Origin of the sequence: Sulfurimonas sp., from assembly GCF_019429335.1 — a bacterium.
Lineage (GTDB): Bacteria > Campylobacterota > Campylobacteria > Campylobacterales > Sulfurimonadaceae > Sulfurimonas.
Genome location: NZ_JAHYJB010000001.1, coordinates 186,390 through 202,570, shown reverse-complemented (window position 1 = coordinate 202,570; position 16,181 = coordinate 186,390). Strand labels below are relative to the sequence as shown.

Below are 16,181 nucleotides of genomic sequence, written 5' to 3'. Positions count from 1 at the left end.
AAAATTAAACCGCTGTAACCTAGAATCAATCGGTTTTTTTCTCTATATATTCGGCCCCTTCATTGACCTTGTCCTTGCTCCACTCAGCATTGTCAGACGTATCTTTTTTTGCACCTTGCCATGTCTCACTACAACCACTAGCCATGAGTGTTACAAACAGAACTATTATAAACATTAGACTTTTTTTCATTTGATATCCTTTTTAATTTCATTGATCTCATCAAGAGCCTTTTCACGTACGCACGAAGTGAATCCCAACTACTTTCAATATCTTTTTGAGATGATCTCAAGCACCATAACTTACCTGACCTGGCTCGCCCTGTTTTGCTTTGTTTTAGGGAGAGCTCCCTACGACTCTTTAGAGCCGTCTTCCTTGAATAACACGAACTAGAATAACCACAAGTGCAATAACTAAGAGAATATGGATAAATCCTCCCATAGTATATGAAGTGGTAAATCCTAATAGCCAAAGGATGACTAAAATTATTGCAATAGTTTCAAGCATACTATTTCTCCATGTTGTTTAGTAAGATTTTTCTTGAAACAGTGTCCATAAAAACCTCATTTTGTAAAGCCTTAATATACTTTTTTCTTAATTTTTACGAAAAAGATACATGCCAACAACAAAACTGACAGCACCAAGAATATAATAAGTCATTACTTTATCTGTATCTGCACCCGTAACAGCTTGTGTTACTTGTGAACCGACAGAGCCTGACAACTAATAGCCCCATACTGCAAAACCAATTCCTGCAACTGCAAGGATAAGACCAATAATTTTTATTACAGTTCCTAAACTTTTTTCCATATTGGACTCCTGAATTTGAAATAGCTGAAATGTTGTAGCATTGCAGATAAACTTATTGTACAGTAATATTTCCATTTTTAAAATCTTGCTTATTGATAACCTTGATGGATTCTGCTCGTTTTGTTGCGGTCTGGGAATTGGCGGGTAAGAGTTAAAAAGTTTAAAAAACAAAGAGGAGATCTCTCTGTCTTTTGTTTTAGATGAAGTTTACATCTGTAATGTGGTGTTTTAGGCCAAGTTCTGCAGGGCTGCATCCAAGTGCCAGACCTACCATCTGCTGCATATGAAGAACAGGAAGTGAAACTTCTCTGCCTATCGCTTCAGAAGCATGTTTTGTCTGTGTGTCTAGTTTTAGGTGACAAAGAGGGCAAGGTGTTACCATCATATCTGCATTTTGGTCGGTTGCACCTGCAATCGCATTTCCCGTAAGAACAGCTGCAGTATGTGGAGCCTGAAGTTCAACGTGGAAACCGCAGCACTTGTTCTTCTCTTCATAATCAACATTCATACCGCCGCATGCGATGATAAGGTCATCTAGCGAAGTAGGGTTGTAAGGATTCTCTTTTTGTTTATGAGACTCATCATGAAGCTCAGAAGGGCGGATGTTGTGACAGCCGTAAAACGGAGCGATGTTGAACTCTCTTAGAGGTCTTACAACCATCTCTTTGATTTTGTCTAGTCCAAAATCATCGATGATAGCATACAAGAAGTGGATAATGTTTGATGTACCTTTGTACTCTAAACCAACCTCTGCAAGCTTCTCGTTTACTCTTGCTTTTAGCTCTGGATTTTTATCCAGTCTATGTTTTGTCATAGCCGTATTTAATTGACATGTATTACAGATTGTAACCATTGTAAGACCGTGTTTTTCAGCATAAGCTATATTTCTAGCGTTTAATACAAGCGATAAAAAATCATCATAATCTTGCAAGTGAGAAGCTCCGCAGCAAGAAGCTTCAGTTAGTTCTACCAGCTCAATATTTAGTTTTTTAGCAACAGCCAGAGTTGACATCATCTGCTCAGGAGTACTCTGTTTTGCTGTACATCCTGTAAAAAGTGCGTATTTTAATTTTTTCATATAACTACTCCTAGAACTTAACAGTTGATGATGATTTTATAAGCTTTTTAATTTCATCAAGCTTATCCGATTTTGGCATATTCCAAGGCATGATTATTTTGCCTTTTCTAAACATTTGAAGTGCAACAGGAATATGTTTTACAATAGATGGACCCTCAGAGTAGAGCACCAAACCGCCCTCATCGAGCAGACCGTGTCTTTTGATTGAGTGAAAGAAACCAACTGCATGGCGAGTTGCAACATTGTTCTTTGCAACACCTTTTTTAAATGTCATCTGGTGAAGTTTTGTAATCTTCTCAATCGGGTTAATCTCTTTTGGACAAACTTCTGCACACTCAAAACATTTAGCACAGTCCCAAACGCCCTGTTTCTCTTCGTTTACATTTGCAAGTCTCTCTGTGTCACTGTCACGAACATCTGCTTCAAAACGGTAAGCCGCAGCAAAAGCCGCAGGACCGAAGAAGTCGCTGTTTACCTCAACCACAGGACAAGCGTAGTGACACGCACCGCACTGGATACATAAATCTGCTTCGTTTAGCTCTTCTGCATCATGAGGAGATACAAGATTTTCGCTAGACGGGCACTCATCTATATCAGCAACAAGATACGGAGTAACCGCAGCATGTTTCTCCCAGAAGTCAGCCTTGTCGATAATCATATCTTTGACAGCTCTTTTTGTGCTTAGCGGCTCAAGAGTGATATCGTTTCCAAAATACTCTATCATAGTCGTCATACTCTCTTTACATGCAAGAGTTGAGCGTCCGTTTACTTTTATGGCACATGCTCCACAGATACCGTGGCGGCAGCTTCTGCGGTATGAAAAACTACCGTCGTAATCCCATTTGATTCTGTTTAAAATATCTAAAACAACCTCTTCGCTTGTGACATCCATAGTGTAGTTTTCATAGTATGGCAGATAGTCTTCATTGGAATTGAAGCGAAATACTTTGAAGTTTACTTTTTGTGTACTGATTGCATTTTTACTCATAAGTGCTCCTTAGTAATTTCTTGCTTTAAGTTCATGCTTGCCAAGTGCGACAGGCATGTAGTCAAGCGATATGTTTCCGTCTTTATCCATATATGCCATAGTGTGCTTTAGGAAGTTCTCATCATCGCGAGTTGCAAAATCTTCTCTGTAGTGTGCACCGCGACTCTCGCATCTAGCAATAGCGCTCTCTACTATAAATGCAGAGTAGTCAACCATGTGAGAGAATTCAATAGCTTCTTGCATATCTGTGTTGAATATTTTTGATTTGTCTTTGATGCGGATATTTTTAAATCTCTCTCTAAGCTCTTTGACTTTAGCAACAGCAATCTCTAGAGTCTCTTTTGTTCTAAAAGCGCCTGCATTTGCAGTCATACACTGTTGGAGCTCTTCTCTTAGATTTGGAATAGTTTCACTTCCATTGTTGTTTAGTACGAAATCAATCTCTTTGATAGCTCTTTGTGCGTCAGCTTCAGTAGCAGGACGAAGAGTAATACCATCTATCTCATCAACCATTGTTTTACCTACGAAACGGCCAAATAGAAGCGCTTCAAGAACAGAGTTTGCGCCGAGGCGGTTTGCACCGTGAACAGATACGCATGAGCACTCGCCGGCCGCATAAAAGCCCTCAACAAACTCATTGTTGTTTTTACGAACATTTCCTGCGATATTAACAGGAATTCCGCCCATTGAGTAGTGAGCAGTTGCAGAGATAAGAATAGGCTCTTTAATCATGTCAAGACCCAAGAATGTGATAGCCAAATCACGAAGTTCAGGCAATCTCTCCATAATCAAATCTTTTCCTAGGTGGGTTACATCTAAGTAAACAGCATCTTTTCTGGGTCCAACACCGCGTCCCTCTCTGATTTCATTTAATATAGCGCGGCTTACAACATCTCTAGAAGCTAGTTCCATCGCATTTGGAGCATATTTTTCCATAAATCTCTCGCCAAGAGAGTTAAATAGACGACCACCTTCACCCCTTGCTGCTTCAGAGATTAAAACACCGTTTCCTGAAAGACCTGATGGATGGAACTGAACAAACTCCATATCCTCCAAAGGAAGACCGTGACGAGCCACTATTGATAGACCATCGCCTGTGTTTGCATGTGCGTTTGAGTTTATCTTATAACTTCTTGCATATCCGCCCGTTGCGAACATAACAGATTTCGAGTTGAAGATCGCCATCTGCATATCTCTAATGTTAAATGCAACAACGCCTGATACTTTGCCGTCTTTATAGATTAAATCAGATACATACCACTCGTCCCAAAACTTTACGCCTGCGCGGAAAGCCTGCTCATACATGGTTTGCAGAAGCGTTAAGCCTGTTCTATCTTTTGCATAACATGCACGAGGTGATGACTGACCGCCAAAGGGTCTTTGAGCGATTTTGCCGTCCGCGGTTCTGCTGAACGCAGCGCCCATTCTCTCAGCCCAACGAATAGTCTCGGGCGCATTTTTACACATAAATTCAACTGCATCTTGGTCAGCCAAATAGTCACTTCCTTTTACTGTATCGAACTCATGAAGCTCAACACTGTCTTTGTCGCTAAACGCAGCATTAACACCGCCTTGTGCAGCCCCTGAATGGCTTCTTAGAGGATGAAGTTTGGTGATTACTGCGACTCTTTTCCCTGCAACCTGCAGCTCTCTTGCAGCAGCACAGCCTGCTAGGCCTGCACCGACAATAATTGCATCGTAAGTATAAATAGGAATACCCATTAGCTTTCCTTTGTTAATAATAAAATAAGGCGGATTGTACTATTTCTAGCCTTTGTGAATGATAAAAAAGAGTTTAATATAGACGAATTGTTACGTTATGTCTCATCTCTAATGATATCTTTTTCTTATAATTCGCTCTGAGCTAAATCTTTTACTTGAGAGATTTTATTTTTACCTGTTTTTTGAGAATGAAGAAGAACTTTTTTTGCCTGTCTGATAGCCTCTTCAAGAGTAATGTTCTTTGGTTTTATTATATGTCCGCCGCTGAGTGTTATCTCTATATCACCAAGTTCGGGTGAGTTTATTTTTAGTTCAGAGATACTTTTGCGAATCTCCTCTGCATCTTTGAATGATTGCTCTTTGCTAGGTCTTGAGAGAATAATTGTAAATTGATTATAGTCCGTTCTAGCTATAACGTCAGCAGTCTGCTGATAGAGAGACATTGAGAATGCAATCTTCTTTAGTATGCTTTGAGCCAGCTCTTGAGAGTAGACCTTGTTGGTTTTTGAGAAGTTATCAACCTCAAAGACCGTTACGGATGTGAAGTTGTTCTCTTTCATCCCTTTTTTTTCGGCGTATGAGTTCATCATGCCTTTTAAGTTATTGATTCCGGTTACGGCATCAAGCATGGCAGGGTTTTCAAAAACAACCGGCTTTCTTTTCATTCTTAGCGAGATTGAGTCTGCCTCATGCGAAAATGTATCATACTGGGTTAGATTTGGATTGTTTAAAAATTCCAAATCTTTATAGATCAGATCAAGCTGTTTTCTGTACCAAAGAGCCGCCAGCAGTATAGTGATGAAAGCAAAATAGGTCACATTTTTATGAATATTGAACTTGGCTTTATCGTAGCTTATTGCTTTAAATATAATATAGTTTAGATGTTCCTTGATAACCTCCGCATTTTGTTTCAGTTCGCTCTGTTTTAACTCTATATCTCCTCTTTTATCATTATAGTACTCATTAGCACTGAGATTGAATTTTCTAATCAGAGAGTAGAGTATGCTTAGGTCATCAAGATACTCTTTTGAGTTTAAAAGTATAAACCTCTCTGTAAAGCTGTATTCATAGAGGCTTCTTAGTTTGTCTGTGTCATATTGAAGCTGTGTTGTTTTTCCGTTTAGTTTTATAAGAGAGAGCTCAAGATTGTCAGTCGGCAGATTTATGATTTCTGAAACAATTTTTTTTTGGCTCTCTAGATTGTCTATTTTTGTATACGAGCTGCTGTGATCAAGGGCAGCCAACACTCCAAATGCTGTAAAAACTGCAGCGGCAATAAGAAACATAGATAGATTTTTAAAGATAGCTTTAATGGAGTTTTTCATAATAGTTTCCTGATATAGATGGTATAATAGCCCATCATTTTATATATATTGGCTTTAATAGTAACTTAAGGCATTTTGAGAAGTTTTATTGAATTTAGAAAATTATTTTATATCGCAATTTAAAGATGCTCACGTCGGTGATGACGGAGCTTTAGTAGATAATACTGTCTACTCAAAAGATGCTTTTTTTGAGAATGTCCATTTTAAGAAAGAGTGGATGAGTCATTACCAGATAGCATCAAAAGCGATGATTGTAAATATATCGGATGCGTTTGCTATGAATGCAGTTCCGAAATATGCGCTTCTTAGCGTTGCAATGCCAAAAAATATTACAAAAGCCCAAATGAGAGAGTTGGCGTGCGGATTTCAGGAGACTGCCGCTAAATACGGCATTAAAATAATCGGCGGAGATACAATCAGCAATATCAAGCTCGATATTACCGTTACTGTTATCTCTGAAACTACCAAGCCGCTGATGAGAAAAGGGCTTAGAATTGGTCATCTGGTAGCATATAGCGGCAAGCTCGGCAGAAGCTCAAAAGAGCTTAAGAAGCTGATGAATTTGGGCAAGATACATAAAAAATCAAAGTTCGTAAATATAGAGCTAAGAGACAAATTTGTTTCTACAAGTTCGCGTTATCTCAGTTGCGGTATGGACATATCCGACGGTCTATTTAGTGACTTAGAGAAGCTCTCATCCACAAATAGGCTTGGATTTAAGTTTAAAAGCCGTATCCCAAAAAGAGTAGGTTGCAGCGGAGAGGAGTATGAGATGCTCTTTGGTTTTGACCCAAGAGACAAAAAGGCTCTTCTAAGACATGCGGCAAAGAGCAGAACGCCGATAACCATTATTGGAAAATGCGTAAGAAAAAATTATAAAAACGGGTGCAAATCGCACCACTTTTAACAAACAGGATTCACATGGATAGATTTTATTCGCTAAGCCACTCAAGTATAGATTTTCATTTTAGGCAGACACCACGAGATTTCGTTGTAGAAGAGGTACCTCTTTATGAGTTTTGCGGTGAGGGTGAGCATCTTATACTTTTTGTGAGAAAAAAGGGCATCTCCACTCTTGAGCTTGTTTCGATGATAGCTAAATATCTTGGAATCAAGAACAAAGAGATAGGCTATGCAGGGCTAAAAGACAAGCATGCCATGACAAAGCAGTATATCTCTTTGCATAAAAAGTATGAAGCGCAAATGGATGCGTTTGAACAAGAGGATGTTAAAATCTTATCCAAGACATACCACAATAACAAGATTAGAATAGGGCACTTAAGCGGCAACAAGTTCTATATAAAACTCAAAAAAGTAAATCCTACTTCAGGAAGAAAGATTGATGAAGCTCTTAAGAGCATATCTGCATATGGTATGCCAAACTATTTCGGATATCAGCGTTTTGGAACTGACGGCAATAACCATATTGACGGTGAGAAAATCGCAAAAGGCGAGAAAAAAGAGCGCAATCCAAAGGTTAAACAGCTCCTAATAAACGCATATCAGAGCCATCTTTTTAATTTATGGCTCAGCAGAAGGCTTGAGATAAACACTCTGGTGCAAAATTTTGGAGCAGAAGAGCTTGAACCTCTTTTAAATATGCCCCAAGAGGAGCTTCTTAAAATGAAAGCACAGAAGCATCCTTTTAAACTTATAAGCGGTGACATAATGGAGCACTATCCTCACGGAAGACTTTTTGAGTTTTGCGGCGAGGAGAATGATTTTGCAAGATTTAATGAAAGAGATATCTCAGCAACTGGCTTATTATGTGGCAAAAAGGTAAAGCTGGCAACGGGAATAGCAAGAGAGATTGAAAAAGATTTTGACGATGAGATAAACGAAGACGGCGCAAGAAGATATGCTTGGGTTTTTCCAAAAGATATCGACGGAAGATACAAAGACGAAGAGGCTCAGTATGAGCTTAATTTCTACCTTCCAAAGGGTTCATACGCAACCGTTTTAATCGAAGAGATAGCAAAGAGGAAAATAAATGGGTAGACACATAACATCAGCAATTTCGCAAGTTTTTGGAAAATTTGCAAGCAGAGAGTTTGCTAAACCGGTTCAAAATTTCATAAACAGCGCCTATATAAAAATCATGGGACTGGATATGAGCGAGTTTCATGCACCGCAAACATACCATACGCTAAACGCGCTCTTTACTAGAAAACTAAAAGAGGATAGGGCGTATTCGCTGGATAGCAAAGATTTTATATCGCCGTGTGACTCATTTATTACGGAGTGCGGAGCAATAGAAAGCCGTTATGCCTTTCAGATAAAAGGGATGAAGTATAGCTCTGATGAGCTTTTGGGAGAGAACTTTAGCAAGGAAGAGAAAGAGATAGTTGAAAATGGCGCTTTTATAAACTTCTATCTCTCTCCAAAAGATTATCACAGATACCATATGCCTACAAATTTAAAGGTGCTAAAAGCCGTACATATTCCAGGAAAGTTTTACCCCGTAAATATTCCATCGCTGCAAAAAAGAGTAAATCTTTTTGTTGAAAATGAGAGAGTAGTTCTGCTTTGTGAAACAACGGCTAAAAAAAGATTCTGCATGGTGCTGGTGAGTGCTCTGAATGTTGGAGTTATGCAGGTCTCTTTTGAACCGAAGATAAAAACAAACGCAGATGCGATAAACAGCAGCGCATACAGTTACGATAACGTCTATTTAAACAAGGGAGATGATTTTGGCTGTTTTGAGATGGGCTCTACTATAGTTATCTTGGCTGAGAAAGATATGCTTGATGTTCATGTGTGCGCAGGTCAGCATGTCAAATACGGTGATACGATTGCGGAGCTGAAATAGCATTTAAATTTTAATATGATAGTATTGGTTAGATATTTTTATATAAGAGTTGGATATGTTTGGAAAAATTTTAAAAATTACTCTTTTTATTTTAGTTGCAGTTATTGCAACTCTTTACATGTACAAATATTTAGATGAACAGAAGAGTAAAGATACAGTACTTAAAGATTTTGCTTTTGGAAACGGCAGAATAGAGTCTACTCAGATACATATAGCTACAAAGATTTCGGGACGACTAATCGAAGTCTATGTAAATGAGGGCAATATAGTTAAAAAAGGGCAACTTCTCGCAAAGCTTGACACAGATGAGCTAGAGGCAAAACTGCGCTTGGCGCAGGCGCAGATAAGAGAGGCAAAAGAGGGTAAAAATCACGCTTTGGCACTGCTGGAGCAAACAAAAAGCCTCCTCTCCCTTGCAAAAGAGAACTTTTTAAGAGCAGAGACTCTATATAAAAAAAATGCCATCTCTCTTCTTAGTTTTCAGCAGGAAGAGTCCTTGTACAAGTCTGCAAAAGCGCTCCTCAAGGCTGCTGAAGCCGATATCGCTCGAATGGAGGCTTCCATAGCTTCTGCGGCGGCTCAGGCTGATGCTATTAAAGTAAATATAGATGACAGCTCCCTTTATGCTCCCGCAGAGGGGCGTATCCTCTACAAGCTTGCACAAAACGGAGAGGTAGTCGGAAGCGGTCAAAACGTTCTTGTACTTCTTGATTTGCTGGATACTTACATGACTATATTTCTTCCCACTTCTCAAATCGGGGAGATAGATTACGGCACTGAGGCAAGAATAGTCCTAGATGCGCTACCAGATATCGCAATACCGGCAAAAGTTACCTTTATATCGCCAAAAGCGCAGTTTACGCCAAAACAGATAGAGACTAAGGAAGAGAGGGAGAAGCTTATGTTTAGGGTAAAAGTTACCATAGACTACAACCTTTTAAAAGAGCATATGGAAAAAGTCAAGACAGGACTGCCGGGGGTTGCTTACATTCCCCTTGGACAACATGCAGTCTGGCCGCAACATTTAACCAATCTGCCAAAAAGCTACATAGAAACACAAAAATAAAATGAACTTTGTTGTCAAAATAGAAGATGTTTCGCACTTTTATAAAAAAACAAAGGCGCTAGACTCTGTAACATTGAATATTCCATCAGGAAGCATGGTCGGCTTTATCGGACCTGACGGGGTTGGAAAATCAACACTCCTCTCAATAATAGCGGGAGTCAAAAAAATCCAAAGCGGAAGCGTTGAAGTTCTAGGCGGTGACATAAAAAGCGCATTATTTAGAAAAAAAGTATCTCCGCGTATTGCCTACATGCCCCAAGGGCTCGGAAAAAATCTATACATGTTACTTTCCGTATATGAAAATATGGAGTTTTTTGCAAGAGTGTTCGGACTTGATAAAAGTGAGAGAAAAAGAAGAATAGATGCTCTTCTAAAGAGTATCGGGCTCTATGAATTTAAGGATAGGGCGGTGGGAAAGCTCTCTGGAGGCATGAAGCAGAAACTGGGTCTTTGCTGTGCTCTTATACATGACCCAGACCTGCTTATACTCGATGAGCCTACAACCGGTGTTGATCCGCTCTCAAGAAGAGAGTTTTGGAAACTAATTGCGCATATACGAGAGAGTCAAAAAGGTGTTAGTGTGCTTATTGCTACAGCCTACATGCAAGAAGCAGAGTTTTTTGACCATATAATCGCTGTAAATGATGGCAAAATACTCTCTCAAGGAACGCCACAAGAGCTTTTGAATATTACAAACACGGACAATATAGATTCTGCATTTACTCAGCTTTTGCCAAAAGAGGAGAGTAGAGAGTATATAGATTTCTTGCTTCCCAAAAAAAAAGAGTTTCAAAACAGCGCACTGGCGATAGAAGCTGTGGAGCTTACGAAGAAGTTCGGCGACTTTACGGCTGTAGAGAACGTAAGTTTTCAAATTGCCCAAGGTGAGATTTTCGGTTTTTTAGGTTCAAACGGATGCGGCAAAACAACAACCATGAAGATGCTTACCGGACTTTTAAGCCCGACCCATGGAACAATTAAACTCTTTGGACAATCCATAAAAAAGCATAGTCTTGAGATGAGAAATGATGTCGGATACATGACGCAGTCCTTCTCTCTCTACAATGAACTGAGCGTAAAGCAAAATCTGATACTGCATGCACATTTATACAGGATAAAAAAGAGCGTGATAAAAGAGGTTGTAGAGAAGATGCTTGAGCGATTTTTCATAAAGCAATATGAAGACTCTTTGGCGCTTGATTTGCCTCTTGGAATAAAGCAGAGGCTCTCTTTGGCTGTTGCCGTTATTCATAAGCCCAAAATGCTTATACTTGATGAGCCGACATCAGGCGTTGACCCGATATCCAGAGATATGTTTTGGAAGTTTTTGACTGATTTATCTCAAAATGACGGAGTTACAATCTTTATTTCTACCCATTTTATGAATGAGGGAGAGCGCTGTGACAGAGTCTCTTTGATGCATCAAGGCAGGGTTTTAGCAAGTGACTCCCCAGAAGCAATCGCTCGCTCAAAAGATAAAGAGAATCTGGAAGAGGCTTTTGTGGAGTATCTGTATGAGGATATGGGCAAAGATGAGAGTGACGACATAACAATTTCCATGGATAGAAGCTCCCATAAAAAATTGGCAACTTTTTTTTCGCCGCTTAGATTTTTCGGCTATATTTACCGTGAATCGCTGGAGCTTATAAGAGATCCTCTGCGTCTTGTTTTTGCGCTTCTTGGAACTGTCATACTAATGTTTGTAATGGGATATGGAGTAAGCATGGATGTTGAGGACTTGAAATATTCTGTTCTTGATTATGACCAGAGCCCACGTAGCAGGGAGTATGTAGAGCATATCTCAGGCTCAATATACTTTCTGGAGCAGGAGAGTTTGATATCATATGCTGATTTGGATGAGAAGATGAAAAGAGGCAAGATTGCGCTTGCAATAGAGATACCTCCAAATTTTGGAAGAGATTTTGCAAAAGGAGATGGAGCAGAGATTGGTGTTTGGATAGACGGAACGCTTGCCTTTAGGGCAGAGACCATAAAAGGGTATGTTGAAGGGCTTCATTACAGCTACTTAGAATCGCTCTTAAATACAAAAGCCTCGCCGCTGGTTGAGATAGAGACGAGGTACCGCTACAATCAGGATTTTAAAAGCATCTACTCGATGGTTCCTGCCGTTATTCCCATGCTTCTTGTCTTTATCCCCTCCATCTTAATGGCGCTTAGTGTTGTTAGGGAAAAAGAGCTTGGTACGATTGCCAATTTTTATGCAACGCCCGTTACTAAACTGGAGTTTTTACTAGGCAAACAGATACCTTATGTGGTGATTAGCATGATTAGTTTTTTAGGGCTTATTCTTCTTGCCGTATATGTATTTAAGGTTCCGGTTGCGGGAAGTTTTATCACACTTTTTTTTGCTGCACTGCTTTTTGTTATCGCAACTACCGGCATGGGATTTTTAATGTCTGCCTTTACAAAAACTCAAATATCCGCACTCGGAGGCACAGCAATAGCGACGCTGCTTCCCACTATTGCTTTTTCAGGACTGCGTGACCCCGTTAGCTCACTGGAGGGTGTAGGCGCATTTATTGGCAATATCTTCCCCGCTACATATTTTATAAACATCAGCAGGGGCATATTTAGCAAAAACATCGGTTTTGAGGGGCACCATTTTGATTTTATAGCTATCGCCCTCTCTATTGTGGTCATCAGCGCACTAAGCCTAATGCTTTTGAGAAAGCAGGAGAGATAGTTATGAGATATCTATTGACCATCTATCGTCTTTTTTTAAAAGAGCTATTGATTCTTTTTAGAGACAAGGTAATGCTCCTCTTTATTATCTACTCATTTAGTGTGGCTATCTATATTGCAGCGGCTGAGTCCTCAACGGAGCTGAATAACGCACCCATAGCATTTGTTGATGAGGACAGATCTGCTCTTTCGCAAAGAGTTATAGACTCATTTTATGAGCCCAGATTTATGGCGCCAAAACATATCTCTTATGATGAGATTGACAAGGGGATGGATAGCGGAATTTACACGTTTGTAGTCATCATACCAAGCGGTTTTGAAAAAACAATTTTAAAGGGCGAGAGCACAGAGGTGCAGGTCAACGTTGATGCGACAAGAATGCTTCAAGCAGGAATAGGCTCGGGCTATATCTCTGCAATAATCATGCAGGAGGTAAATACATTTTTTGCAAAAACAGTCCCTCCAACGCCAATAAATCTGGTTACAAACTATAAATACAATCCCAATCTTGTAAGCAGCTGGTTTGGAAGTATAAATGAGGTTATAAGCAATATTTTGATGTTCTCTATTTTGATTGCGGGTGCCTCTTTGATGAGAGAAAAAGAGCACGGCACAATAGAGCACCTTTTGGTTATGCCTCTTAATTCCATGGAGATAATGGTAGCGAAGATTTTATCAACTGCATTAGTTATTATGCTGGGAGTTGTGTTCGCGCTTTTTGTGGTTGTGGAGATATTTTTGGAAGTTCCTATTTCAGGCTCTGTAGCGCTCTTTTTGTTCACTACGTTCTTAGTTCTGTTCTCCACGACATCCATGGGCATATTTATGGGAACCATAACGAACTCTATGCCGCAGTTTGGAATGATGCTTATTTTGGTTGTTTTGCCGCTTTTGATGCTCTCAGGCGGAATAACCCCATATGAGAGTATGCCAACTGTTTTGCAGTATGTTATGTATCTCTCGCCTACTACCCATTTTATGGAGGCAGCTCAGGCGATACTTTTTAGAGGGGCAGGGCTTGAGACTGTGTGGAAACATTTGGTTGCTATATTTTTTATAGGACTCTTTTTCTTTGCTTTTGCGCTTCTTAGTTTTAAAAGAAGCGTTGAGTCACGCAGTTAAAAATTATACGTTAAATCTAAAGTGCATAATGTCGCCGTCTTGCACGATATACTCTTTTCCCTCAAGACGCATCTTTCCAGCTTCTTTGGCTTTGTTTTCACCGCCGCATGCTATAAAGTCGTTATATGCGATAACCTCGGCGCGGATAAATCCTTTTTCAAAATCGTTGTGAATTACAGCTGCAGCTTTTGGTGCTGTTGTGTTTTTTCTGATTGTCCAAGCGCGAACCTCTTTAACTCCTGCCGTAAAGTAGCTCATAAGTCCGAGTTTATCAAAACCTTTTTGGATAATCTGCTCAAGTCCCGACTCAAGAACGCCAAGAGAGCTTAAGAATTCAGCCGCTTCCTCGTCTTCTAAACCTACAAGTTCCTCTTCGATTTTTGCACAAAGTTTTATAAGTTCGCAGTTATTTTTAGCCGCATGATCTTTTAGTTTGATAACAAAGTCGCTGTCTTCTAACAAGCCGTCTTCATCAACGTTTGCACCGTACATAATCTCTTTGCCTGTTAAAAGTCTTACTTCATGGTTAAGCTGTTTGTACTCATCTGTCTCTACTTTTGCAAAATTTCTAGCCAAGTTGCCATCTGCTAAAAATTCAGCAAGCTCCTCTGCAAGTATAAGCATTGCAGCCGCAGTTTTATCTGTTTTTGCCTGCTTTTTTAGTCTATCCATTCTGTTTTGCAAAACTTCGATATCTGCTAGGATTAGCTCGCCCTCAATGATTTCAACGTCTCTTATAGGGTCAATGCTCGCCTCAGTATGGACGATATTGTCATCCTCAAAACATCTTACGATGTGTAGAATAACTTCAGTCTCACGAATGTTTGACAAAAACTTGTTTCCCAATCCTTCGCCTTTGCTGGCACCTTTTACAAGACCCGCGATATCAACGAAATCAAGTGTTGAGTATTGAATTCTCTCAGGATTAACAATTTTCGCTAGTTCTGACAACCTTTTATCCGGAACGGGAACAATAGCCTTGTTGGGCTCTATCGTACAAAACGGATAGTTCGCTGCCTCTGCGTTTTGCGCTTTTGTAAGTGCATTAAAAGTTGTTGATTTTCCTACGTTTGGTAGTCCTACAAGACCGATACTTAAACCCATAATTTACCTTTTATTGTGCTGTGAAATATTTTTTGTAATAATAGCTAAAATATGTGTAGATAGTGATTAAAATGGGGACTCTTTTTCTCTAAGAGCTTCTCTTGAAGCTTTGTCGACAAGTGTAAAGAAGATATCTATCAAATCTTTGTCCTCAGTTTTTTTATGACCTTTTACTTTTATAAAGTCACAATCATAGCGGTCCGTGATTTTATAAAATTTTTTATAAAGCTCATGATTTCTTATAAGGGTATTTTTTCTTGACATATAGTTATTTTTTACAATGCGCTCTTCTCTTGCTTTTAGGCTGATTATGTTTTGACAGTCCGTATAGACGATAATTTTGCATTCTCTTGTCTCTATTTCTCCAAGAGCCCAAAGCAGTGTCTCAAGTTCCAGTTTTGATGAAGTGGTATTTTTAAATTTTCTTGTTTTGATTTTGTGTTTTGAGATGGGCGCTTCTAGGCTGAATTCTGGCATTAGAAGGTATGCGCCGTAGCCGATTTTAGTTTGCGGATCTACGCTTGCATCCGTAAATAAAAAAAGTGTAGGCTTTTTTATGTCAACATACATGTTACTTTTTTCCCATCAGCCATATTTTGTGTTTTGACACTATACCAATTTAAAGCCAATCAGGCTAATCGCCATAATAAACATTCCAAAAGTTATTCCTGCTAATGTTGTATGTGCATTTCCGTAAACTCTCGCAGCCGGCAGAAGCTCGTCAAAAGAGATGTAAATCATTATTCCTGCGACTATTCCAAACGTTATGCCAAGTGTAGTTTCGCCCATAAAAGGAAGAAGTATAAAAAAGCCCACCAATGCACCAAGCGGCTCGGCAAGTCCCGAGAGTGTAGCATACCAAAATGCACTCTTTTTGTTTCCTGTAGCGTGGTATATCGGCAGTGAGACAGCTATCCCCTCTGGTATATTGTGGATTGCAATTGCAACTGCTATGGCTATACCTAGGGTTGGATTCTCAAGTGCTGCTGCAAATGTTGCAAACCCTTCTGGAAAATTATGAATTCCGATGGCAAGCGCCGTAAAGACTCCTGTTCTCTTTAGTGCAGAGTTGCCGATAATGGAGCTTTTTGTTTGCGGCTTAAGTTCAAGAATCTCGCTATTGCTTTTTGTCTCATGCGGATTCACATCTTCTGGAATCAGATAGTCAATAACGGCGATTATGGCAATACCTGCAAAAAAAGATAGAAAAGTTAATATCTCTCCCGTTATTTCACTTGAGTAGAGCTCCGTGAAAGAGTCTCTTGATTTTGGCAAAATCTCCATAAAAGAGATATAAATCATTACGCCTGCCGAAAAACCCATTCCGACAGATAAAATAGTGTAGTTTTTGCTTTTTGAAAAAAATGCAAGAAGGGCACCTATGGATGTGGAAAACCCTGCAAAGAGCGTAAGGATAAATGCAAATAAAACAGTCTCAAGTGATAAATCATGCATG

At 39.6% G+C, this 16,181-nt stretch carries 17 protein-coding genes; 6 read left to right on the top strand and 11 right to left on the bottom strand.

From position 1 onward, the window contains the following. Window positions 1-25: 25 nt before the first annotated feature. From K0A91_RS01165 to K0A91_RS01130, 8 genes are all read right to left on the bottom strand, one after another. Window positions 26-190: a hypothetical protein gene (locus K0A91_RS01165; RefSeq protein WP_295007318.1), complete on the bottom strand. Its 165-nt coding sequence runs from the start codon at window positions 188-190 to the stop codon at window positions 26-28. Window positions 191-358: 168 nt separating this feature from the next. Then, a complete protein-coding gene (locus K0A91_RS01160) occupies window positions 359-505 on the bottom strand; it encodes a lmo0937 family membrane protein (protein ID WP_295007316.1) in 147 nt (48 codons plus the stop codon). A gap of 87 nt (window positions 506-592) precedes the next feature. Further along, the gene (locus K0A91_RS01155) at window positions 593-721 is read right to left on the bottom strand and encodes a DUF3185 family protein (RefSeq protein ID WP_295007314.1); all 129 of its coding nucleotides are present in this window, start codon (window positions 719-721) and stop codon (window positions 593-595) included. Then, window positions 722-883 carry a hypothetical protein gene (locus K0A91_RS01150; protein ID WP_295007312.1) on the bottom strand — a complete coding sequence of 54 codons (162 nt, stop codon included), beginning with the start codon at window positions 881-883 and terminating at the stop codon, window positions 722-724. A gap of 121 nt (window positions 884-1,004) precedes the next feature. Next, window positions 1,005-1,886, bottom strand: a complete 882-nt coding sequence (locus tag K0A91_RS01145) for a CoB--CoM heterodisulfide reductase iron-sulfur subunit B family protein (RefSeq protein ID WP_295007310.1) — start codon at window positions 1,884-1,886, stop codon at window positions 1,005-1,007. A gap of 10 nt (window positions 1,887-1,896) precedes the next feature. Then, window positions 1,897-2,874 carry a succinate dehydrogenase iron-sulfur subunit gene (gene sdhB / locus K0A91_RS01140; protein ID WP_295007308.1) on the bottom strand — a complete coding sequence of 326 codons (978 nt, stop codon included), beginning with the start codon at window positions 2,872-2,874 and terminating at the stop codon, window positions 1,897-1,899. A gap of 9 nt (window positions 2,875-2,883) precedes the next feature. Continuing rightward, window positions 2,884-4,596 (bottom strand): succinate dehydrogenase flavoprotein subunit, encoded by a 1,713-nt coding sequence (gene sdhA / locus K0A91_RS01135; protein ID WP_295007306.1) that lies wholly within the window; start codon window positions 4,594-4,596, stop codon window positions 2,884-2,886. 125 nt (window positions 4,597-4,721) lie between these two features. Continuing rightward, window positions 4,722-5,921 carry a diguanylate cyclase gene (locus K0A91_RS01130; protein WP_295007304.1) on the bottom strand — a complete coding sequence of 400 codons (1,200 nt, stop codon included), beginning with the start codon at window positions 5,919-5,921 and terminating at the stop codon, window positions 4,722-4,724. Between the two features lie 88 nt (window positions 5,922-6,009). On the opposite strand from K0A91_RS01130, the gene K0A91_RS01125 reads away from it, so the two are divergent. From K0A91_RS01125 to K0A91_RS01100, 6 genes are read left to right on the top strand one after another with little or no spacing between them, the layout of a single operon-like run. Continuing rightward, window positions 6,010-6,828, top strand: coding sequence for a thiamine-phosphate kinase (locus tag K0A91_RS01125; RefSeq protein WP_295007302.1), 819 nt, complete (start codon window positions 6,010-6,012; stop codon window positions 6,826-6,828). Between the two features lie 14 nt (window positions 6,829-6,842). Continuing rightward, a complete protein-coding gene (gene truD, locus K0A91_RS01120; protein WP_295007300.1) occupies window positions 6,843-7,919 on the top strand; it encodes a tRNA pseudouridine(13) synthase TruD in 1,077 nt (358 codons plus the stop codon). Beyond that, the gene (locus K0A91_RS01115; RefSeq protein WP_295007298.1) at window positions 7,912-8,730 is read left to right on the top strand and encodes a phosphatidylserine decarboxylase; all 819 of its coding nucleotides are present in this window, start codon (window positions 7,912-7,914) and stop codon (window positions 8,728-8,730) included. Before truD ends, K0A91_RS01115 begins: the two co-directional genes overlap by 8 nt. Window positions 8,731-8,785: 55 nt before the next feature. Continuing rightward, window positions 8,786-9,796 (top strand): HlyD family efflux transporter periplasmic adaptor subunit, encoded by a 1,011-nt coding sequence (locus K0A91_RS01110; RefSeq protein WP_295007296.1) that lies wholly within the window; start codon window positions 8,786-8,788, stop codon window positions 9,794-9,796. A 1-nt stretch (window position 9,797) separates the two neighbouring features. Continuing rightward, window positions 9,798-12,500 (top strand): ribosome-associated ATPase/putative transporter RbbA, encoded by a 2,703-nt coding sequence (rbbA, locus tag K0A91_RS01105; RefSeq protein ID WP_295007294.1) that lies wholly within the window; start codon window positions 9,798-9,800, stop codon window positions 12,498-12,500. Window positions 12,501-12,502: 2 nt separating this feature from the next. Continuing rightward, entirely contained in the window at window positions 12,503-13,621 is a 1,119-nt protein-coding gene (locus K0A91_RS01100; RefSeq protein ID WP_295007292.1) for an ABC transporter permease, read from the top strand. Between the two features lie 3 nt (window positions 13,622-13,624). On the opposite strand, the gene ychF is transcribed toward K0A91_RS01100, so the two are convergent. From ychF to zupT, 3 genes are all read right to left on the bottom strand, one after another. Further along, window positions 13,625-14,725, bottom strand: a complete 1,101-nt coding sequence (ychF, locus tag K0A91_RS01095; protein ID WP_295007290.1) for a redox-regulated ATPase YchF — start codon at window positions 14,723-14,725, stop codon at window positions 13,625-13,627. A gap of 66 nt (window positions 14,726-14,791) precedes the next feature. After that, complete coding sequence (locus tag K0A91_RS01090) at window positions 14,792-15,295, bottom strand: RNase H family protein (protein WP_295007288.1); 504 nt, start codon at window positions 15,293-15,295, stop codon at window positions 14,792-14,794. Window positions 15,296-15,334: 39 nt separating this feature from the next. Next, the gene (gene zupT, locus K0A91_RS01085) at window positions 15,335-16,180 is read right to left on the bottom strand and encodes a zinc transporter ZupT (RefSeq protein WP_295007286.1); all 846 of its coding nucleotides are present in this window, start codon (window positions 16,178-16,180) and stop codon (window positions 15,335-15,337) included. Between the last annotated feature and the right edge of the window lies 1 nt (window position 16,181).